Genomic DNA, 23,078 nt, shown 5'->3' with positions numbered 1-23,078 from the left:
AAACTTTAACGCGAAAAGAATTTATATGAACTCATATAGATAAAGATTTTCACATATTTGTAAAGAACTGCTAATACATTAGATTCACATAGCACAAACAGTTAGGTCTAGGATGGGCACACTTGTAAGCAAAGCAAAACACATTGCAGTAAGCCACATGATTTTGTTTGTAAAAAAGCCCGAGGCGTAAACCTCGGGCTTAAGCAGTGCTTTTTGCAGTTTACGCAGCCTTACATAACCTCAGGAGCAGAAACACCAATCAGCTTGAGGGCAATAGCAAGGTTAATACGAACGGCGTCAATTGCAGCCAGACGTGCACGGGAAAGCTCAGGATCAACTGGGCGTCCCTCACTGGGCAGTACCTGGCAATGCTGGTAGAAGCCATGGAAGGAAGCAGCAAGTTCCTCGCAGAAATGTGTCAAACGGAAGGGTGCACGGTCACGTGCGCAGGAAGCAACAAGTTCAGGGAACTCAGAAATCTTACGAGCAAGAGCTGCCTCAGAGGGTTCGGTAAGCAGAGATAGATCGTAGTCTGCACCAATTGCCTTGTTGGCAACAACATCCATGCCCAGCTCGCGAGCTTCATCCTCATTTACACCAGCAGCGCGACGCAAAATAGAGCAGATGCGGGCATGAGCATACTGTACGTAGAAAACAGGGTTGCTAGACTCCTGCTTTTTTGCGGCTTCGATATCAAAGTCGATGGTCTGATTTGAGCTCTTGGAAACCAGCGTGTAGCGGGTAGCATCGGTACCGACCTCATCAAGCAGTTCCTGGAAAGAAACCATGGTACCGCGACGCTTGGACATACGAACAGGCTCACCATTGCGCAGCAAGTTTACAAACTGACCAAGGTCAACCTCAAATTTACCGGGGTAACCTAGGGCATCGCAGACATTGGTTACACGGGCAATATAGCCGTGGTGATCGGCACCCCAAAGATCGATGGAGTAGTCATCGCGCTGGAACTTGTCCCAGTGATAGGCAACATCAGAAGCAAAGTAGGTATACTCGCCATTGCTCTTGATGAGAACGCGGTCCTTGTCATCGCCAAAGGCAGTGGATTTAAACCACAGCGCGCCATCATCGGTCTTGTAGAGATAACCCATCTTGTCAAGCTTTGCAAAAGCACGATCGACAGGAGAGGTGCCCGTCTCATCCTTGATATAGAGAGTTCGCTCGGAGAACCACAGATCGAGGTCACAACGTGCTTGGTGGCAGGTAGCCTTGATGCGGGAAAGCATGGCCTGATAGGCGCGCTCGCGGAACTCATCGGTACGTACCTCAGGCTCAACGTCATACCACTTATCGCCATCAGCCTCATAAAACTCGCGAGCAATGTCAATGATGTAGTCGCCGCCGTAGGAGTTGCCACCCAAAATCTCGTTAAAGGCATCCATGTAGGGATGCTGCTCGGGATGCTCGTCCATCTCATCTTCGACATACGCTTCACGGTCTGCCAAAAGCGTCGCCTGAGCGGTAGCAACGTCCACATTATCCTTGCGCATAACCTCAACGAGTTGCAGATAACGCGTAGCAACAGAGCTACCAAAAACATCCATCTGGGAGCCGTGATCGTTGATGTAATACTCACGATCAACCTTGAAGTTGGTGTGATCAAAGATATTGCACATTGAGTCACCAAGCGCTACCCAACGGCCGTGACCAACATGCAGAGGACCCGTGGGATTAGCAGAAATAAACTCATAATTCATCTTGAGGCCATTGCCCACATTGGATTTGCCCCAATCAGCACCAGCCTCACGCACCACGCGGAAAACATCGTTGCTAGCAGCAGCGTTGAAATAGAAATTGATAAAACCAGGACCTGCAACCTCAACCTTAGAGACCTGCTTGTCCTCGGGCATATGAGCCACAATAGCGGCGGCAATTTTGGCGGGAGCTGCATGAGCAAGACGAGCAGAGCGCAACGCAACTGTCGAGGTCCAATCACCATTGTCAGCGTCAGCCGGTCGCTCGACTCCGCAGTCTTCCACCTCGAAGCTTGCAAGGTCGCCTGCCTTTTGGGCAGCGGCAATCGCCTGCCTGATAAGTTCCTCGATCTTTTCGGGCATACTGCACTCCTTCGGTCATACATCAAACCCCGTGCCAGCAAACTGCCGGCACATCGTAAACAGTTAGTTTAGCAAAATCACTGCTTGTATCTAACACTATCAAAGAGCTACACAAGCTACACGTTAGCGAGCCTTGGAAGCAGCTCGTCGCTCCGTGCGTGCCAACTCGTGACGCAACTTGTCAAGTCCCGGCTCCAATCCCACAGGATAGGTCTGAGGATTGAGGAAGCGCTTGACCGCGGGATCGAGTCTCATCAGCGAGTCACGACAGCGTTCCTTTGCAACGGCAATAGTATCGGGCTCTTTGCAGCGTTTGCCATCATCGACAATCTGCTCGAGCAACTCGACACCTGTCGCACCAGTAAAATCGTAGGTAGTCAGAGGATCGTTGACATCCACAGCGATCATGCTGTTGCCCACAGCTACGGAATCATCAACAATCTGATCGCCTATAGGGCGCCCTGCTTCATCAACAAAGCGAATGACATGCATAATACCTGGTAGGGTACGTTTATAGGCCTGCTCGGAGAGCTTAATCTTGGGAGACCAAGGCTCTTCTTTGTTATTGCGCACTGCCGAGAGCTTATAGACGCCGCCCAGCGAGGGCTGAGGATCGCAGGTAGCAAGTTTGGTACCCACACCAAAGGAATCAATAGGTGCACCCTGCGCAAAGAGCGACTGAATGGTGTATTCATCAAGGTCGTTAGAGGCACTGATCTTTACATAGGGCAAACCCGCTTCGTCAAAGGCTTCACGAGTTTCTTTAGTAAGTTTGGCAAGGTCGCCCGAATCAATACGAATAGCAGCCAAGCGCTCCCCTGCCACCTCCATCTCTTTTGCAACCTTGATAGCATTTTTGATGCCTTGATGGACATCATAGGTATCTAGCAACAGTACGCAATTTTTAGGACTGGATTTTGCAAAGGCACGGAAGGCCTCGATCTCGGTCGGAAAAGCCATAACCCAACTGTGGGCATGCGTACCAAAAACAGGTATATCGTAAATTTTGCCAGCAAGGACATTGGAAGTACTAGAAGCGCCACCAATATAAGAAGCGCGAGCAACAGCAAGACCCCCATCGGGACCCTGAGCACGACGTAGACCAAAGTCAGAGACGGCATGTCCCTGAGCTGCAGTAACAACACGAGCGGTCTTGGTAGCTACCAACGTCTGGAAGTTTATAAGGTTAAGCAAAGCAGTCTCAAGCAGCTGGCAGTCAATCACAGGACCTTGCACGCGCACAAGTGGCTCACGCGGAAAAATCAAATCGCCCTCACGAGGAGCCCAAATATCAACATGCATGCGGAAATCGCGCAGATAGTCAATAAAGCCTTGCTTAAAAAGAAGCCCGCCACCAGGTGCGGGCAAAGCAGCAAGATATTCTAGTGTGTCTTCATCAAACACAAAGCTTTCTACGAGCTCAGCAATCTGACCCTGACCGCAGGAAACAGCATATCCGCCGTCAAAGGGACACTCACGGAAAAAGACGTTGAAGCAAGCTTCGCCCTGATTGAGGCCGGACTCCCAAAAGCCCTGGGCCATGGTTAGTTCGTAAAGGTCGGTATTAAGCGCGACATCATGTGGAGTCGTGCGGTCGGTCAAGGCCATCTCATGTTCCTCCCCGAGAAAACTTTGTCTACGGGAAGCAACGAGTAATCCCCGCAAACACTTCGCTCTACAGGGTACCACGAGACGGAAAAAACGGGTCCCCCAAGCTGCCTTTGTCGCAAAATTTAAAAACGAGACATGCGGCAACCATGTAGCCTGAACTATCTCAGGAAACGCGAGACCACAATCACAAGGACAAGCAAAGCAATAACGGCAAGGACAATCTTTTGACCCATGGGCATATTGAGATCGTCTTCGTCGGGTTCCATAAGCTTGCGGCCCTGCTCGCGCAAAGCGGCTTCGCGCTTGATTGCCTCTGCATCACGAGCGGCACGGGCAGACTCTTTTTTGAGACGTTGCAGTTCCGCACGATCGCGCGCGACCTGTGCCGCCTCCTGCTGGGCAGCTTTTTCCGCACGAAGCTGCTCGAGCTCAGCGCGCTCTGCTTCTGTGAGTCCATCTGCCATGATTGCTCTCCTCGCTCTACGCGCTTGTAATCTACGCGCTTGTAATAATCTACTCACGCCAGTCTAGCGTTTTGCTGGGGTGGAGACAAAATATAGGCAGAATCGAATAACTTAGCCAAAAGTCATCAAATCGTAAGTTCAATTTGATTGCCCTCGACCCCCACAATGCAGCTCTCGTAATACCCATCGCCCGTTATCCTCGGGCCGCTCAACACCTCATATCCATCAGCTTTCATCTGCTTTGTCAGCAAATCAACTTTTTCTTTACTTCCAACACTGAAAGCAATATGGATATAGCCAGTTCTTGCAAACACTTTTTCTTCATCTGCCATCTGAGGCTTGCTCATTATTTCGAGCCTCGCCCCATCTCCAAAGGAAAGAAAATAAGAGCGGAAATCCGTCTTTTTGTTATGGTAACCATCATTAGAAACAGCACCCAAATATTTCACAAAGAAGTCTCGGGCGCGTTCCATGTCATTTACATACATCGCAATATGTTCGATCTTCATTACCATTTCACCCCTCAACGTACCCCCGACCTATTTTATCTGCAATTTTAGCTCGTACTTTTGCATAGCCAACTCAGTTTGACAATTACTGCCAATGGAAGGATTCCAGACTTTTCACGCATATAAGAGACAGCCAAAAAGATATGTCACGCCAGTGAGCTACAAAGGAATGGGAGCGTAGTTTAACGGCGTGAACACAAACATGCTAAGTATGCACAAGACATCTTTGCACTTTCGTCGGTTTAACGAGGATGTCAAAAAGCCACACATCGTTTCATGCTACTTCATACCGCTTGCCAAAAGCCACACTACGTTTCATGCCAGGTGCCAAACGCCACGTTCTACTTCACTTTTTTAGCCAAAAGCCACACATCTCTTCACGCCCAAAAAATCTACCTGCGCAAACGTGAAGGCCATTGAAGAGATCTGTGGCGTTTGACATTTTTTTTGAAATAGAACGTGGCTTTTGACATTTTTTCTGAAACAGAACGTGGCTTTTGGCAAGCAGAGCCTCGCTACTTGAAAGAATGTGTGGCTTTTGGCAAGCAGGGACGCGACGGTGACTGAAAGAGTATGTGGCTTTTGGCAAGCAAAGCCGTGGTGATTGAAACAGTCTGTGGCGTTTGACACAGCACACGACACCAGATTGATAACCCGTCACATCAAATAGGGGTTAACCTGCGTTAATACCCCTAAACACAACACGTTTTCTGTCTTATGCACCCCGTGAAGCGCACACTCTCTCTTCTTACTTTTTCTTGAAGTATGGCCTGATTCTCAGCATAAAAAACGAGAGCCACATCAGCGACTCTCGAATCTATAAACAAGCGCTAACTCGTTTCTCACAAAATAGAGTTCAACGCTTCCTCTTTTGGTGGAGATGAAGGGATTCGAACCCTCGGCCTCTGCCTTGCGAAGGCAGCGCTCTCCCAGCTGAGCTACATCCCCAATTAAAATGCTGCGTTGGTAATTGTGGCAATTTGCACTACACATGTCAACCGATACGCAGCTCAGGCAAAACATATCATCACAGCCACACGGCAAACGCACCGCACTGCTCTGCTTGGCAACTTCGTGCCATAATGTGAGATGCTCGACTGTAAGACTACAAAATTTATTATCATGCTTGTATGTGTCACTCAGGGAGAACCTATGGATAAGCAGGACTTTTACGCGGGTCGCGAATTTTTTGCTCATGATTTTTTGGGAGCTCACCTTAGTGATACAGGCATGATATGGCGCACGTTTGCGCCAAACGCTGAAGGTATTGTCGTAATTGGCGATTCTGGCGAATGGCCCATGCACAAAATTTATGATGGCAATTTTTGGGAAGCAGAGGCCGAAGGTGTTGGCTACGGTGAGCATTATATCTACCGCATCTACCACGGCGGCAGCTACCAAGATCACTGTGACCCTTACGGCTTTGCAATGGAATTACGCCCTGATTGGCGCAGTATTAGCTGCGATTTAAGCTACCAATGGCACGACCAAAAATGGATGGCTGCACGCAAAAAAAATGGTGCGACTGCCAGCTATAACGCTCCCATCAATATTTATGAGATGCACCTAGGCAGTTGGTGCAAACGCTCGGGCGAGCAGACCTCTGATGACCCTGCAGATTGGTATAGCTATTCCGAGCTCGCGGAACTTCTTCCCAAATATCTAAAGAAAAACGCTTATAACTACGTTGAATTTATGCCTTTGGCAGAGCATCCCTTTGACGGTAGCTGGGGCTACCAAACTACCGGCTTTTTTGCTGCAACCAGCCGCTATGGCACCCCTACCCAGCTTATGCAGCTGGTAGATGCCCTGCATACCGCAGGCATTGGCGTTATTCTCGACTTTGTGCCTGTGCATTTTGCCACTGACGCTTATGGTCTTGCCAACTACGACGGTACGGCGCTCTTTGAATACCCCAATGCAGCTGTCGGCGTGTCTGAATGGGGTAGCCATAACTTCATGCACTCACGTGGTGAGACCTGCTCGTTTTTGCAGTCAGCGGCAAACTTCTGGCTTGGTGCCTATCACTTTGATGGCCTACGTTTGGATGCGGTAAGTCGCATCATTTATTGGCAGGGTGATGAAGCTCGCGGCGTCAATGCCAATGCCGTTGAGTTTGTGCGTCGCTTTACCTCAGGTGTGCGCAGCCTAAACCCCGGTGCATTGTTTATTGCCGAAGACTCCACTGATTTTGATGGCACTACGCGACCTGTTGAGCAGGGCGGACTCGGTTTTGACTACAAGTGGGACATGGGCTGGATGCACGACACACTTGAGCTATTCCAGACTGGCCAGCAATGGCGTCCCGAAAATTACCACAAGCTGTCCTTCTCGATGATGTATTTTCACCGTGAGCGCTATCTGATGCCGCTGTCACATGACGAAGTGGTACACGGTAAAGCCACCATCCTCCAAAAAATGGATGGTGACTACAAGAAGAAATTCCCACAGGCTCGCACGCTCTATCTTTACATGATTGCTCACCCCGGCAAGCAGCTCAATTTTATGGGTTCGGAATTTGGTCAGCTGCGTGAGTGGGATGAAAAGCGCGAGCAGGACTGGATGCTGCTTGACTACCCCACCCACCAGGCATTTGCACACTACTGCCGCGAGCTCAATAACTGCTATCTCACACATCCTGCCCTCTGGGATCAAGATTATGCGCAGGCGGGTTTCCAATGGCGCCAGGTAGATGACGCACAGCATATGGTTTATGCCTTTGAGCGTCGCGAGCGCGGAGTAGACGGTGAGCGCATTCTCTGCGTGCTCAATCTATCTGACCAGCCATGGCCTGCCTACAAGCTGCAACTTGAAGCCGCAACAAAGCTTACACCGCTTATCAACAGCGACTGGGATATCTACGGGGGTTCATGTCCTCGGGATACAAAGACAAGCGTTACGGTAAAAGAAGGTATCGTGACACTCGACCTAGCTCCGCTCTCGGGTTTGCTTTTACGCGTAGACTAGGCGCTTAGCACTGCCAAAATAGAGATTTGCGCAGGACGGCAATACCGTTTTGTTTCGTTCTGCTTTGGAAAGAAGCTTCACATGGATATGTGCGCCTACGAAATTTGCGAGTTGTGCCCGCGTCATTGCCGCGCACGACGCAACCAAGGGCAAACAGGCTTTTGCGGCGCAACGGCTGAGCTGCGCATTGCCCGCGCTGCTTTGCATTATTGGGAAGAACCTCCCATCTCTGGTGAGGCGGGTTCTGGCGCAATTTTCTTTACAGGCTGCCCTCTGCGCTGTGTTTTTTGCCAAAATCACGAAATCTCACAGGAAGGTTTTGGTCTCAAAATCACGGTTGAGCGCCTTGCAGAAATCATGCTTGAGCTGCAGGCACAAGGTGCGCTCAATATCAACCTTGTGACTCCCCTGCACTACGGACCACATATCTGTGAGGCTGTGCACATAGCTCGCAAGGCAGGGCTTACCTTGCCGATTGTCTGTAATACCTCAGGGTATGAGACTGTCGAAGCAGTGCGCGCAATGGAGGGGACTGTTGATATCTGGCTTACCGACTTTAAGTATGCCTCACCCAAACTAGCAGCACTTTCCAAAGCTACAAACTATCCTGAAGTCGCAAAAGCAGCACTAAATGAAATGCTGCACCTCGTACAGACTGCAGGCGGGCGTGCCGAAGGACCAGATGGTCGCATGATACGTGGCATTATTGTGCGACACCTAGTGTTACCTGGTCACATAGATGATTCCTGTGCAGTGCTTGACCGTGTATGGGAGCTGTGCGGCAACGAGGTCGATCTATCTGTGATGAATCAGTATACGCCCAACAAAGCCTGTCTTGCAGCGGGTGGCAATTTAGCACGATCGGTCATCGATGAAGAATATGAAGTTGTGCTTGACCACGCTGATGAACTGGGTTTTGAGCACATGTGGTGGCAGCAAGGAGGCACCGTCTCCGAAAGTTTTGTGCCCGCCTTTGATGCTACTGGCGTCACCAGTCCTGCAGGCCCTACGCTATAGCATCCCATGTAGGGCTTTCGCTAACCTTGGTACCTACTTGGTACGGCGACGGATGTCCATGCGCTCGAGGTGGTGTTCCTCAACAAAACGCTCTTTCTCATCCTCAAAGGCAGGATTGTCGGGATCAACAAGTTCGTCTTCTCCTGTGTACTTGTTGTAATGATGAAGAAGAACGGGCTCAAACAGATGCAAATGCATCGCAAACGCCGCCGAGCCAATCACCAGCACACCAAAAACCGCTACACGCGGACCCACACTCACCTGCGTCATAATCAACGTGCCGATGCACAAAAGACCTGTCCAACCATACATCGTTAACACGGCACGGCGTTGATCAAAACCCCTATCAAGCAGACGATGCTGGATGTGTCCGCGATCTGCTTGTCCAATGCTGACACCCGCTCTAAAGCGACGAATAATCGCAGAAAACGTATCAATAATGGGCATACCCGCAATCACCAGCGGCACAATCACCGTAGTAAAGCCAGCAATACGAGTAACAGAAAGCAACGACACCGTTCCCAGCGTAAAGCCCAGCAACAACGAACCCGAATCACCTAGAAAAATACTCGCTGGATGAAAGTTGTAACGCAAAAACCCAAGTGTCGCTCCTACCAGAGAGATTGCCAAGGTTGCTGCATCGGGACGCCCCGCGAACATCGCCAGCGTAAACATCGTAAAGCCCGCAATGCAGGCGATGCCTGAAGCCAAACCATCCAAGCCATCAATCAAATTAAAAATATTCACATACGCAACAAGATAAAAAACCGTAACTGGATATGCCACCCAGCCCAGATAAAAATAGCTACCACTAAAGGGGTTAACCACCGAACCTATCACCAAACCGCCTGACACAGCGATAGCCGCCGCAATAAGCTGACCTGCAAGTTTTTGCAAGGGTTTGAGATGAAACTTGTCATCCAAAATGCCAGTAAGAAAAATGACGCCAAAAGCGCAAGCCAAGACTTGATAGCTAATACCTGCCAAGTGCACCGATGGTGAAAGCACGGTTTCCCAGCCGAGATACGTCGTTCCAAAGTATTGGACAAGAAAAGCCACGACAATGGCCGCAAATACTGCAATGCCTCCCATACGTGGAATGGGCTGCTTGTTGACACGACGAATGCCAGGGTAATCAACGGCGTTTACTTTCCACGCAATACGACTTGCCAAAGGTGTCATTGCAAGCGAGGTGACAAGAGCAGAGAGAAAAACTGCCGCGTAGGGCACCCATCTGACATCCATGGCACCTCCCCACTAGGGTCTTGCCGGACGGACGCCCGCACCCCAAAGATGGATTCGCAATCAAATACACCTAGGCATTGTAACTTAAAGCTGCGCAATCATAAAAATGGGAAGTAGGAAAGCAGATCGAAAAAGAAACTCGATGGCATGCTACGTGACAGCTAGGTTTGACAGCTGCGCGATAGCTTTGCTCTGTGGTGGGTTTTTATTATCCGAGGGTGTTGCTTCGTCATTGCATCAAAAAACGTCCCAAGGGCGCTTATGCAATGCACTCTCAATTTTCCCGCTCCACCAGCGCAAGTCAAGACTGGAATTATTCCAGCGGTCTACGATAATGAAAGTGTCGTCCCCCTGCGGCACAGAATGGGTGAACCGACAAGCGTTTTTTAGGGAGCTCGCATAGCGTTTCCAGTACAGGAATCCTCCGTTGTTGAGGAAGCTGGAAAAGGCGCCGAGAGCACCCACCTATTATGGGTGGGTTCACAACGTAGCCGCGGGGAGGCGATTTTTTGTCGCTGTTTTCTTTTCACCATATAGGAAATGCGTGTCCGGCACATACAAACTCTGCTATTTGGAGTGCAGACGAGATACAAACTGCAAATGGTTCAAGCTTCGGAGTGAGCAAGCGTAAACGCGCAGGTCACATTTTCTTTTAGTCCGAAAAACGAACCATCTATCGAAATTTTTACGTGCGGGAAAAGTTCACCTTTCATCAGTCTACGTCAAAAAGGATATGTGCTTGTTTCCCACGGATGGGCAGATAAGACGCTGGAGATATCTTGCGATATAGACAGAAGGAGATGCTATGGGTCCTGCACAATGGCGAGAAGGAGTACTTTGGGCCGAGCTTCATCACAGTGCGTCATATCTATTTTCAATCGACTATTGAGGTAATACCTGGTTGTGCAACTGTCTCATATAAGAAATGCAACCAGATGCACCTTTTTGCCTATATCCCACATTCTGCATGTTGCAGCTTCGCACCGCAACTCGTAGCACGTGAGAGGCTGTATGCAACCTGCTTTTTAACAACTTAAGGTTGCGTCTGAAAACATATCGAGAACCTATAACAAAAAATATCATCAGATACATTTTTCTATATATGCCAAAACTATAAACAAGCCAAATCAGTCAAAAATTTTTGTCCCCTCTCGGGGATCTAAGTCAATCAACTAGATGCCGATCTGTTCCACCCCGAGGTTGGAACAGCATAAAGCAGAGCGTGCGAAAAGAGTGCGTATCTTGCTAGCAACCTACTAGCAACCTATGGTGTGGCATGCCATGTGGCAGACGCCACGCTTCATTTCATGCTGGAAGCCAAACGCCACGTTCCGTTTCATGTTCGTGCGCCCTGCTTGCCAAAAGCCACGTTCTACTTCATGCCAAGTGTCAAACGCCACGTTCTACTTCACTTTTTTAGCCAAAAGCCACACTCTGTTTCACGCCCAAAAAATCTACCTGCGCAAACGTCAGGTCCTTTGAAACAGAGTGTGGCTTTTGACATTTTTTCTGAAACAGAACGTGGCGTTTGACACGTAGGGCTCCATTGGATGAAATAGAACGTGGCTTTTGGCAAGCAGAGCCGTGTTGATTGAAATGATGTGTGGCGTTTGGCAAGCAGAGCCACTCCAGTTGAAACACTGCGAGCTCTGTTCTATATAAGGAATGCAAACAGACACACTTTTTTGCCTATATCCCATACCTTTCAATTTTTCAATGAATTTTAAAAAACCCTAGGCCAACAAAGCAGCCTAGGGCAAACATACAAATTATGTGAAGAAGAACTACTCGAAAAACTACTTGTGCAGAATCTGCTACTCAGCAGCGAGCGCCTTCTTGGCAACCTCAGCAAGAGAAGCAAAAGCAGCCTCGTCCTCATAGGCAACCTGAGCAAGAACCTTGCGGTCCAGCTCGACGCCAGCAAGCTTCAGACCATGCATGAACTTGCTGTAGGAAAGATCATTCATGCGGGCGGCAGCATTGATACGCTGAATCCACAGACCACGGATGTCGCGCTTCTTGTTGCGACGGTCGCGGTATGCATACTGACCAGAGTGCTGGACCTGCTCCTTCATACCACGGAAGGTACGAGAACCAACGCCGTAGTAACCCTTGCTGCGCTCGACGAGCGTCTGACGCTTCTTGCGGCCTGCAACCGCGCGCTTGACACGTGCCATATTAATCAACTCCTAGCTGCGACAAAATAGTCGCTATCGTTTGTACGCGGTTGCGCTTACTTGCCCATGCGCTGGGAAACAACCTGAGCGTCACTAGCAGAAAGCACTGCTTCTTTACGGAAGCCACGGATGCGCTTCTGGGACTTCTTGGTCAGGATGTGGCTCTTGAAAGCCTTTGCGCGCATAATTTTGCCAGTGCCGGTGCGGCGGAAACGCTTTGCCGACCCCTTGTGCGTCTTCATCTTGGGCATGTTGTTACTCCTTCTCTTCTAGCTCTGCCTCATCGGGCTTCGCGTCAAATGCACCCTTAATCGGCGAAACGAGCATATGCATGTTGCGGCCCTCCATCTTGGGCTGCTGGTCGACCGTTGCAACGGACTTGAGATCCTCTGCAAGACGCTCGAGAACACGCAAGCCTTGCTCCGGATGAGCCATCTCACGGCCACGGAACATGATGGTAATCTTTACGCGAGCTCCAGACTTGAGGAAGCGAATGACGTGCTTCTTCTTGGTCTCAAAGTCGCCCACATCGATTTTGGGGCGGAACTTCATTTCCTTGACCTCGACCTTGACCTGCTTCTTGCGCGCAGCCTTGGCCTTGCGGTCCTGCTCGTACTTATACTTGCTGTAGTCCATCACTCGACAAACAGGAGGCTCTGCACCAGGTGCAATCTCCACGAGATCGAGATGTTGCTCGCGCGCAATGCGCATAGCATCCCTCACGTCAAACAGACCAAGCTGCGAGCCGTCAACTCCGATGAGTCGGCAGCTACGAGACGTGATTTCGCCGTTGACCCGAAGGTCGTCCTTCTTTGCCAGCGTCTCCACCATCCCTTCTACGGAGGGTCACTTCCCCTCCAACAAAAAACTCCCGTCGCAAAGCATCCGGGAGACGTTTCCGCTACGCCTAGCGGAACAACATGGCTGGCATGTTTTTCGTCTGACCCGGCAGCAGCTCTCGCGCCACTCAGGTGGGGATATCCCACAGGAAATCCCGCTTTGCGTTTATAACCTTTGATACTATAGCTCAGCTTTTTATAACACACAAGAAGGACAAAGTCACAAGCACTGCTCCGCCTACTTCTTTAGCTCTGTTTGCTCTGATTGCCCTCATTTGACAACTAAGTATCAATATGACACTCAACTGCATTTATGCATAACTTATTTGAGAATTAAGAGCTGAACAAGCATGCAGTTTAGCATTTTTAGAGAATATAGACAGTGCGGGAATGGTAGGTAGCGTTGGTGCAATAAAACAAACGCACGCCTGTTTAGCCCAAACTTAAATCAGGCAGATCAAAATTAAAGTTTGTATGCATGCTTGGACTATGGAGCACATCTTGTTAGATAGCTAAAGTTTTTAGCCTCGGGGAACCGTTTTTGCTCGCCTTCCTACCAAAAACGCTTCCTCAGGGCTAAAAGTTTTAACTAACTCACATATGTACCCATCTTCGTAATTTATGTGTCCTTTTCTTATGTCACGCCTATTCCTGTACTGCACCCTTTTCAGTAGATAGTTCCTCCCTCAAACCTAAAAATAGATGGTTCGTTTTTCGAACTTGGGAGAAATTTTACCTGCACTTTTTGCGCCTATCTACTCCGAAGAATGAACCATCTGTGGGTATAGTGCCCGAAAGACAAGCTATCTGCACTTAAGAGCACAACTTGTTTGGCAAAAGAAAAGCGGACAGATGCAAAATTTGCTTGTCGTCTTTACTATGGTGCCCGAGGTGAGACTCGAACTCACACTCTGTTGCCAGAAACGGATTTTGAGTCCGTCGCGTCTGCCAATTCCGCCACTCGGGCAAAGCAGGAAACACTATATCAGAATCTGAGCGTTTTGCTTGCCTCAGAAAAGCAATTTTTGCTTAGGATTGATTGAACGCCCCAAGACTATACATCAGATAAGCAAAGCCACATATTTCCGCCTAATGAATACCGTCGCTCACCACTCCATCTTGCAGCCAAGGATTGTATGCAAGTTCGTCTTCCATCGTTGTAATATCCCCATGTCCACACAAAAGTGTCGTGTGCGCCGGCACCAGTTCTTTGAGGCGTGCCAAAGTTTGCATCATAAGCTCATGACTACCGCCTGCAAGGTCAGTCCTTCCGCAAGAACCCTTAAAGAGTGTGTCACCCACAAACGCAAGTCCAAGAGCTGTACCTTCACCAAGCAAAACAATGCCACCAGGGGTGTGACCGGGAGCTTCGATAACACGAAAACGTGCAGTACCCAGCTCGATAACATCGCCTTCACACAAAAGCTGATCGGGAGCTGGGGCATTGTTATCGTAAGTACGACCTTGTTCACTTGCCTCACCTGCATGTGAAGCAAGTTCAACATCAGCCTCGTGCATCATAAAACGCGCACCAGTTACACGCTGAAGAGATAAGACACCACCCACATGATCACCATGACCATGTGTCGCAACGATACTTTTGATACGCACATCTTCTAAGTGCTTGGCGATGCCTACGCCTGACGCACCGGGGTCAACAACAAGGCACTCTCCTTGTGAGATATAGGCATAGCAGTTGGTCTGCAGCTGACCCACCACAAACATGCGAACCTGATCTTCCCCATCGCTGGGTGTATGGTGATGATGTCCGCAACAACAGCTGCCCTCATGACCATCATCATGACCATGTCCACCACAGCACTCATGGTCATCGCCATGTTCATGGCCTCCACCGCAGCATTCATGATGCTCATCATGACCATGGTCATGACCACTGCAGCAGTGACCATCTTCGTGATGACCACCGCAGCAGCCTTCGTGCTTCTTTTCTTCTTCAGACATAGCTATGTCCTTTTCTTCATCTGGTTGGCGCCTTCACCAGGCATGATACGGCGACAGTCAAATACCGATGGCACACGACTGACATGAGCAAGCACCGTATCAAGCAAAGACGCATCGGATATTGCCAAAAGGAAGCGTAGCCTCGCCACACCTTGCGAGGAAATCTGCGTTGCTGCAGAAAGAATATTCGCCCCTGTATCGCCCAAAACGATGGTGACATCCTTGAGCAGACCCATGCGATCGGAAGCCTCAACAACAATTTCTACTTGGAACTCCGTAGCTCCCGAGGTATCCCACTCCACATCAATCATGCGCTCAGGGTGGCTCATGAGTCCCTTTACATTAGGGCAACCCGCGCGGTGTACCGACACACCACGACCACGAGTAATAAAGCCCACGATATCGTCGCCAGCAACAGGATTGCAGCAATGTGCCAAATGGACAAGCAAATCTGGATCGCCCTTGACCACAACACCGCAGTTATGACGACGCTTACGGTCAGACTGTGCACGCTTGCGCATGAGTTCGGCTTTTGCAAAGGGAATATCCTCGGAAAAAGCCTTCTCACGGTCTCGCTTTGCTTGGGCTGCAGCGGCTGCTTCTGCTTGCTTTTCGGGCGTATCACGCTCAAGTACTTCTTGGACGTGGTTGGCAACAGAGCGCAGTGAAGCCTTGCCTGTGCCAATAGCTGCAAGCATCATGTCAACATCGCGGTAGTCATGCATGCCACAAACTTCTTCAAGCGCCTTCGTCGTACGCTTGGTTGCAATACCATAACCACGCTTGCGCAGTTCACGAGCTAAGTCAGCACGACCGCGCTCGGCATCATCTGTTTTTGAGAGCGTCGTAAAGTACTTACGAATCTTGGCGCGCGCAGAAGGCGTCGCCACAATATTCATCCAGTCGCGACTCGGCTTGGAGCTTTTGTTAGTCAAAATTTCAACGCGATCGCCACTCTGCAGCTTGGTAGTCAGCGGCACAACTGAACCGTTGACCTTGGCGCCAACACAGTGATTACCTACCTCGGTATGTACCTGATAGGCAAAGTCAAGCGGCGTGGAATCGCGCCTAAGACTCATAACCGCACCCTTAGGCGTAAAGACAAAGATCTCGTCCTCAAAGAGATCGACACGCAGATTGTTCAAAAACTCATGTGGATCGCCGATTTCGTCTTCGACGGCCCAATCAAGCGTCTTGCGAATCCAATTAATTTGCGAGTCAATATCGCGGTCAGATGAATCAAATTTACCCTGAGAGTTGCCCGAACGCTTGTATAGCCAATGCGCTGCAATACCGTATTCGGCCTGCTCGTGCATCTGATACGTACGAATCTGAATTTCAATAGGACGTGCATCAAGACCGACTACTGTCGTGTGCAGCGACTGATAACCATTGGGCTTGGGCGTTGCAATATAGTCCTTAAAACGCCCAGGTAGCGGATGCCAAAGCGAGTGGACCGCACCCAATGCCGAATAGCAGTCAGCAACGGTACGCGTCAGTACACGCAGAGCAATGAGATCATAAATATCAGAAAATTCCTTGCCCTTGCGTGTCATCTTTTGATAAATAGACCACAGATGCTTGGGGCGACCAAAAATCTGAAAGTCTGTCATACCTGCACGACGCAACTCATCATCTAGCGTCTTGATAGCCGCATTGGTATCCTCTTCACGCTGAGCACGCGAATCCTGCACCATACGAGCCACACGCGCATATTCCTCAGGCTCGAGGTAGAAAAATGCAAGATCCTCGAGCTCCCACTTAACCGAAGAAATACCCAGACGGTCTGCTAGCGGTGCATAGACATCCATAGTCTCATGCGCCTTGTACTGCTGACGATCAGGTGGAATCGCTGCAAGTGTGCGCATATTGTGCAGACGGTCGGCAAGCTTAACGATAACAACGCGAATGTCTTTAGACATTGCCAAGAACATCTTGCGTAGATTGAGAGCCTGCTTTTCGTCCATCGACGATACGTGAATAGAAGTTAGTTTGGTAACACCATCTACAATCTCAGCAACATTGTCACCAAAACGTTCACGCACGTCTTCTAGGGTTGCAGGTGTATCTTCAACGGTGTCATGAAGCAAAGCTGCACAGATTGAATCAGCATCCATGCGCAGATCACGGGCCAAAATCAATGCAACCTCAACAGGATGGTTGATATATGGCTCACCCGAACGACGTCGCTGATTGCGGTGGAATTCAGCAGCAAAGCGGTATGCCTCTTCAACACGCTTATTGGCTTCGTCATCTAGGGTATCCGCACAAGTTACCTGCAAAACGCGCCAATTATCTGCCTGAGGTATGTCAGAACTACGTCGTCGACCCTCAACATTTTGCTGCTCTAGAAACTTTCCCATACTCTCACCCACCACTTACTACATGCCCAAAGCCTGGCACAATTGGCTTGTTAATACTATCAAGCAGCTCTGCTTGTGCACAACGCAAAACCCATTCGCGGAATTCTGCAAAGTCCTCAGCGGCCCTAATACCCTCAACATAGCGGGCTGACTGACCTAAATTCATGCGCGGCGGATTGCTTGCTAACTTAATTTCACGCGTATGCCCGTAGCCATTTAGTTGGAGCAAACCAAGCTCAGCAAAAACAGCAATTCCCGCCTCGGAAATTTGCGCATCAAGAGCATACCGCCCATCCTGCAGACGAGCTTGTGCTGCAAGTTCCTCATCACTTACACGGATGATGTAGTCATCACTCGTTTGCTCTAGCAAACGCAATGCACGCCACAGCATTTTGAGCTCGTCGCGCGTGGGAGCAGAGGCAGCCAAGAGGCGCTCGTTAACCGGGGCATCTCGAGCAGAAAACATCAGCCAAATATAAGCAGGAAGTCCGTCACGACCCACGCGACCACTCATTTGATTGAACTCAGTACGACCAAAAGGTAACTGGTAGAGCACTACATGGCGCACATCGCCAATATTGACACCCTCTCCAAACGCACTGGTAGAGACTATACAGCACAGCCGCCCGTCACGAAACGCGCGCTCAACCTTGACGCGAACACGCGGCTCAAGACCTGCATTGTAATAGGCAATGCGATCGGCTAGCTCGCCAGTCATGTGACGAAGTTTGCGCACCAAAGAAACGCTTTCCTCACGCGAGTTAACGTAGATAATGCACTTCTCCCCTTTTGCGACAAGAGAGGCAAGTGCCAGCTCACGGTCACGCTTTTCTCGACAATCAAGCAGCTCTAGATTTTTGCGAACAGCATTATCAATAAGGACGTTTTCGCTGCTAATACCCAACAAATTTTGAATCTGCAGGGTAACCTCTCGTGGAGCGGTGGCGGTAACAGCCAATACTGTAGGATCGCCTAATTTATGACGAATTTCAGGGAACTCTGCATACGCAGGACGATGTGATGCGGCCTGCATCACATGATGCGCCTCATCTACCACCAAAAAGCCAATACGCACTATTTGTGCAAAGCGGTCGGTGTGAATCGCCAAAAACTCTGGTGTGGTCAATACGATATCGCAACTGCCATCTGCCAATTCCGACCAAACCGTTGCACGTCTGTCCTGGGGTGTCGCACCAGTAAGCACACGAACGCCAACACCAATACGCGCAAACTCATCCTGAAGATGGCGAGCTTGATCGTTGACGAGAGCACGCAATGGATAAACAAAGACTGCTGCCCTGCGATGGACAATGGCTTCGCGCGCTGCATGCACATGAAAGATAAGTGACTTTCCCCGACCAGTAGCCATCACAACAAGCGTCGATTGTTTTTTTGCCAAACACGCAAGTGCTTCGCGCTGAGCAGGAAGTAGCTGATGTTCACCAATAAGCTCAGCTGCCAATACCTCAGTAAGCTCATCATAATCAAGTTTTGCCAGCTCACAGCGATGCTCTGCGGGATTGGGCATTGGCGGGTCAAATCCCTCAAGTATGAGAGATTCGCCTGCCGCAGGTCCGCGACTTGGTTGATCGCGAAACAAAATATCTTTGACCATCAGCTTGGTTTTGGTACGACCCTGCCACGTTTCGTTTTTTGTTTCAAATACGAGGTCAACGATACTTTCGGTAGAAGCAGCGCGCTCCAACTCGGGAGCATTAAACATCACAGCAGGAACTTCATTAAAGCCATCTGTCGCAATAAACAAAAGATGTTTCCCATTACGCGAGCGTTTGCGATCGCGCATCGAAACGCCGCGCACGGCAAATATAGGCTTTTTATTACCCTGACCAAAGGGTTGCAATGCCTCAAGCGAGGCAACCGTCTCGACATTGAGCTCAGAAAGCTCTACGAGCGCTGTTACTTCATTGCGATATTCAAACTGCTCCTGCGGAAGTTCCGCGAGCACCGCAGAGAGACGCTTGCGAAAAGCTTCAATTTTGTCCTCGGCAACTGTGACACCTACAGCACCCGCATGACCGCCAAAACGAATAGTCAAGTCAGCGCACTGCTCAACGGCATGAAAAAGATCAACCGTACCAACCGAACGCCCCGAACCACGTGCTTCACCGTCCACCAAAGAAAACACGATTGCAGGCACGTGATAGTGGTTGACAATACGGCTAGCAACAATACCCTTGACGCCCTCATGCCAGTCTCCACCTGCAACTACTACAACACGACCACCATCCCAGCAACGTTCTGCTTCTGCAAGGGCGGCTTCGGACATAGCAAATTCTGTCTCGCGGCGAACCTCATTGATTTGCTCCAACGAAGCTGCAAGCAAGCTGGCTTCTTCAATATCATCGGTATAAAGCAACTTAAAAGCGATATCGGTAGAACCCATCCGCCCCGCCGCATTAAGGCGCGGAATAATCGAGAAAGGCAGGTCATCAGCAGCAACCGTCGATAAGTCTACCTTGGCAATATTTGCCAACGCCGCCAAACCGGGACGCGTGGAATGATGCATGCATTCAATACCATCTGCCACGAGCGCACGATTCTCGCCCTGAAGCACCATCATGTCCGAAACAGTACCCAGACAGGCAAGCTCGGTCAATGAGCGCCACAAATTTGGCTGTCCCAATCGGCGCCCCAATTCACAGACTAGCTTGAGCGCAACACCTGCTCCCGCCAAATCTCGAGAAGGACAGTCAGCGGATAGCTTGGGATCAACCACCGGAACGCCCGTTGGCACCAAATCCGCTGGCTCGTGATGATCTGTAATCACCACATCAATATTGTGTTCAAGCAGAACTTTTACTTCTTCAGCCGAAGCAATGCCATTATCGACAGTTACCACCAACTGAGGCTCACAAGCCTCCACTACACGCAACAAAGCATTTTTGCTAAGGCCATAGCCTTCGGTAAAGCGATCAGGAATAAAGGCCCGTACTTGTGCTCCAAGCGCACGCAAACCCAAGGCCAAAACGCTTGCTGCCGACATGCCATCCACATCGAAGTCACCAAAAACCGCGATTGACTCACCACTAGAGATGGCTCGCATAATGCGCTGCACTGCTTCTTCCATACCTGGAATCAGCAGTGGATCTGACCAATCGCGCTCAAGCGACGGAGTCAAAAATCTTTGTGCCAAAGCAGGGTCACTCACGCCTCGAGCAGCCAAAACACGCGCCGCAAGAGGTGCTAATCCCAGCTCAGAAATAAGTCTGGCTTCTGCTTTTTTGTCTTGTCGCAGCAGCTGCCAGCGTCTGCTGTCTGCCAAGCCACCCATAAGCTACTGCCCGCGCTTTGCAAAGCTATGAGCTGCTCCGCGTTCGTTCTGCTGGACAATACGCACTGCAGCCCCAGCGCCACCATAGCGCTCTTCGAGCTTGTGCCATTTGGGTTCGTGAGTCTTCCAAATCGAAAGCAATGGACTTGCGATAGCAAAGCTTGAGTAGGTACCCAAGAGTTCACCAATAAGCATGGCAAAAGCAAAGTCACGCAGAGTGGTGCCGCCGATGGCATACATTACGATGATGGGCACGATGGTAGTAATAGTTGTATTGATAGTACGAACAATAACTTCGTTAATCGAGTAGTTTGCAATCTGGAAATAGGTACGGTGAGTCGAATCTCCGGCGCGCTTGGCATTCTCATTTATGCGATTGAACTCAACAACCGTATCGTAGAGCGAATAGCCCATAACAGTCAGTAGTGCAGCTACCACATTGGGGGTAATGGGTGTCTGAGTCCAAGCATACACGCCCAAAATAATGACAAGGTCATGTACCAGAGAAGCCACCGCTGTAATGGACATCTTGAATTCATAGCGGATGGACACAAAAGCAATAATGGCTACCAGCGACACCAAAAAGGCAATGCTAGAAGAACGTACCGTATCAGCACCCCAGTCGGGACCGATAGTGGTAACCGTATAGGAGGACTCAGGCAGCTTGAGAGACTTGGCAGCAGCCGCGGCATGTGCCGTAGCATCCGTAGGATTGGTCGCATCCGAGCGGACTAGGAAGCCCTTTTCACCCTCGGTCACAGCCGTTTGAATAGTAAGGTTCTGCTCGCCTGTAGCCTCAAGTGCACTGCGCATTTGAGCAATACTGATATCGCCCGTATTTTGGAAGTCAATCTCAGTACCACCACGGAACTCAATACCAAAGACCAAACCGCGAACAATCAAACCCACAATTGACAGCACTATCAAAATTCCCGAGAAGGTCAGCAACTGGAAACGGTGACCCATAAAGTTAATCTCGTGAGCGAAGTGGCTACGCATGGGCCACACCTCCCTTCGAAGGCTGACCATGACGTGCATGCTCGCCCTCTTCCATATCGCCGCGAACACCCCAGAACCCAGGATGCTTCTCGATAGAAGCTGCTAACAGGCGAAGTGCCGGTGCTTTAAAACAGAACATCGTTACCAAGTCGCATGCAACACCCAACATCAAGGTAAGACCAAAGCCTTTAACCGAACCAACTGCCACAGCAAAAAGAGCAATTGCGGTTACCAAGGTAACAGCATCAGCATCAAGCGAGGTAGCAATACCGTGCTTGACACCAGACATCGAAGCTTGACGCACGGTACGTCCCATACGGATTTCTTCGCGGAAGCGCTCAAGAACCAAAATCGAGGAGTCCGCAGCAGAACCGGTAGTCAAAACTACAGCGGCAAGTCCTGGTAGCGTTAATGAGTAGGCTCCAAAATGCGAAAGCAGCGCCAATAGACCTAGATAGAGCAGCGCAAAGATGCCAAGCGAACCCATGGTCAAAAGACCAAGTCCTTGATAGAAGAAAAAGAGGTAGACGATAACAATCACAGCACCCACAGCAATTGCAACTACGCCCTGCGTGAGCGAATCTTGACCCAGTGTAGGACCAACAACGCGGCTCTCTGAATAGGTCAATGTTACTGGAAGGGAGCCAGAATCAAGGATGGTCTTGAGTGAGCGAGCTTCCTCAGCAGAAAAACCACCTGTAATAGAAACCTGGCCACCACCGATTTCTTCTTGTACCGCAGGCGAAGACTTGATAACACCGTCAAGCACAATAGCAATACGTCCATTGGTAGGCGCAAGCTCACGAGTAACCTCGGCAAAGGTCTTTGCCGCATCAGAGTTGAGCTTGACATTAACCGCATAGGCACCAGTAGCCGACTGACCTGCCTGTGCTACCGAAGTCGAGGTGATAGACGAACCATCCATAAAGGCCTTATAGGTACCTGGCTTGAGCTGGATGTTGTTGGCATCTTTGCTCTCAAGACGAGCAAGCGCATCAGCATCGCCAATCTCATCAAGACGAACAAATTCAAGCTTGCCTGTCTTACCTATGGTCTGCACTGCAGAATCAGCATCAGTTGCGCCAGGAATCTGTACCAAGATGGAGTTGGAGCCTTGCTTTTGCACGGTAGCTTCGGAGGCACCTAAAGAATTCACACGATTTTGGACGATAGTGGTGGCGGTAGACATCTCGTCGCCTGTTGGAGCAGAGCCATCCGGCTTGGTGGCCGTCAAAATAACGGACACACCGCCGCGAATATCAAGACCCTGCGTAATACGTTCGCTCAAAGGTGTAAAGCCCCAGACACACACCACACACAGACATGCAAGAAACACCAGCGTTGCAATATGCCTCCGCACAACCGCAGGCATACGCCTCGTTTTGCGAGCTTTGTTACGCTGTGATGAGTTGCGCTGATTGCTTGTTGTAGAGCCAGATGTTGCCTGCCTCCAGCTGTCAAAGCCCGAGGCGGACTTTGAGCCGTCCTTCTTGCTTGCCATATGTATCTCCTGAACTACCAGTAGTTTAACTAGCCCATTTTACCAGTCTTGGCAGAC

General features: G+C 49.9%; 15 protein-coding genes and 2 tRNA genes. 2 read left to right on the top strand and 15 right to left on the bottom strand.

What is annotated here, in order from left to right; all coding sequences use genetic code 11:
- Positions 1–230 precede the first annotated feature (230 nt).
- The 5 genes from argS to ACO5JD_RS05605 form a co-directional block, all read right to left on the bottom strand.
- Positions 231–2,075: an arginine--tRNA ligase gene (gene argS / locus ACO5JD_RS05625; protein WP_484988310.1), complete on the bottom strand. Its 1,845-nt coding sequence runs from the start codon at positions 2,073–2,075 to the stop codon at positions 231–233.
- Between the two features lie 123 nt (positions 2,076–2,198).
- Entirely contained in the window at positions 2,199–3,683 is a 1,485-nt protein-coding gene (locus ACO5JD_RS05620) for a nicotinate phosphoribosyltransferase (protein ID WP_484988308.1), read from the bottom strand.
- A gap of 161 nt (positions 3,684–3,844) precedes the next feature.
- Positions 3,845–4,150 (bottom strand): hypothetical protein, encoded by a 306-nt coding sequence (locus ACO5JD_RS05615; RefSeq protein ID WP_484988306.1) that lies wholly within the window; start codon positions 4,148–4,150, stop codon positions 3,845–3,847.
- A 125-nt stretch (positions 4,151–4,275) separates the two neighbouring features.
- Positions 4,276–4,659, bottom strand: coding sequence for a VOC family protein (locus ACO5JD_RS05610; RefSeq protein WP_035438740.1), 384 nt, complete (start codon positions 4,657–4,659; stop codon positions 4,276–4,278).
- A gap of 872 nt (positions 4,660–5,531) precedes the next feature.
- Positions 5,532–5,607, bottom strand: a tRNA-Ala gene (locus ACO5JD_RS05605).
- 204 nt (positions 5,608–5,811) lie between these two features.
- On the opposite strand from ACO5JD_RS05605, the gene glgB reads away from it, so the two are divergent.
- Both glgB and ACO5JD_RS05595 read left to right on the top strand, forming a co-directional pair.
- Entirely contained in the window at positions 5,812–7,626 is a 1,815-nt protein-coding gene (gene glgB, locus ACO5JD_RS05600; RefSeq protein ID WP_035438308.1) for a 1,4-alpha-glucan branching protein GlgB, read from the top strand.
- 81 nt (positions 7,627–7,707) lie between these two features.
- Positions 7,708–8,643 carry a radical SAM protein gene (locus ACO5JD_RS05595; RefSeq protein WP_484988304.1) on the top strand — a complete coding sequence of 312 codons (936 nt, stop codon included), beginning with the start codon at positions 7,708–7,710 and terminating at the stop codon, positions 8,641–8,643.
- Between the two features lie 33 nt (positions 8,644–8,676).
- Here ACO5JD_RS05595 and ACO5JD_RS05590 read toward each other — a convergent pair whose 3' ends face one another.
- The 10 genes from ACO5JD_RS05590 to secD form a co-directional block, all read right to left on the bottom strand.
- Entirely contained in the window at positions 8,677–9,888 is a 1,212-nt protein-coding gene (locus ACO5JD_RS05590) for a glycosyltransferase family 4 protein (protein ID WP_484988302.1), read from the bottom strand.
- 1,814 nt (positions 9,889–11,702) lie between these two features.
- Positions 11,703–12,065, bottom strand: a complete 363-nt coding sequence (rplT, locus tag ACO5JD_RS05585; protein WP_021625663.1) for a 50S ribosomal protein L20 — start codon at positions 12,063–12,065, stop codon at positions 11,703–11,705.
- Positions 12,066–12,121: 56 nt separating this feature from the next.
- Positions 12,122–12,316 (bottom strand): 50S ribosomal protein L35, encoded by a 195-nt coding sequence (rpmI, locus tag ACO5JD_RS05580; RefSeq protein ID WP_021625664.1) that lies wholly within the window; start codon positions 12,314–12,316, stop codon positions 12,122–12,124.
- Positions 12,317–12,320: 4 nt separating this feature from the next.
- Positions 12,321–12,896 carry a translation initiation factor IF-3 gene (gene infC, locus ACO5JD_RS05575; RefSeq protein WP_021625665.1) on the bottom strand — a complete coding sequence of 192 codons (576 nt, stop codon included), beginning with the start codon at positions 12,894–12,896 and terminating at the stop codon, positions 12,321–12,323.
- Between the two features lie 888 nt (positions 12,897–13,784).
- Positions 13,785–13,871, bottom strand: a tRNA-Leu gene (locus ACO5JD_RS05570).
- A gap of 122 nt (positions 13,872–13,993) precedes the next feature.
- Complete coding sequence (locus tag ACO5JD_RS05565) at positions 13,994–14,866, bottom strand: MBL fold metallo-hydrolase (RefSeq protein ID WP_484988300.1); 873 nt, start codon at positions 14,864–14,866, stop codon at positions 13,994–13,996.
- A gap of 2 nt (positions 14,867–14,868) precedes the next feature.
- On the bottom strand, positions 14,869–17,229 hold the full coding sequence (locus ACO5JD_RS05560) for a RelA/SpoT family protein (protein ID WP_484988298.1): 2,361 nt from the start codon (positions 17,227–17,229) through the stop codon (positions 14,869–14,871).
- Between the two features lie 4 nt (positions 17,230–17,233).
- The gene (recJ, locus tag ACO5JD_RS05555; RefSeq protein ID WP_484988296.1) at positions 17,234–20,521 is read right to left on the bottom strand and encodes a single-stranded-DNA-specific exonuclease RecJ; all 3,288 of its coding nucleotides are present in this window, start codon (positions 20,519–20,521) and stop codon (positions 17,234–17,236) included.
- Between the two features lie 3 nt (positions 20,522–20,524).
- Positions 20,525–21,520, bottom strand: a complete 996-nt coding sequence (secF, locus tag ACO5JD_RS05550; protein WP_021625671.1) for a protein translocase subunit SecF — start codon at positions 21,518–21,520, stop codon at positions 20,525–20,527.
- Positions 21,513–23,021, bottom strand: a complete 1,509-nt coding sequence (gene secD / locus ACO5JD_RS05545) for a protein translocase subunit SecD (RefSeq protein WP_484988294.1) — start codon at positions 23,019–23,021, stop codon at positions 21,513–21,515. The genes secF and secD overlap by 8 nt, the downstream gene beginning before the upstream one ends.
- Between the last annotated feature and the right edge of the window lie 57 nt (positions 23,022–23,078).

The sequence above is a fragment of the Olegusella sp. genome, assembly GCF_057238325.1.
The sequence above is the reverse complement of the archived record's forward strand: the minus strand, read 5'-3'. Positions and strand labels throughout refer to the sequence as shown.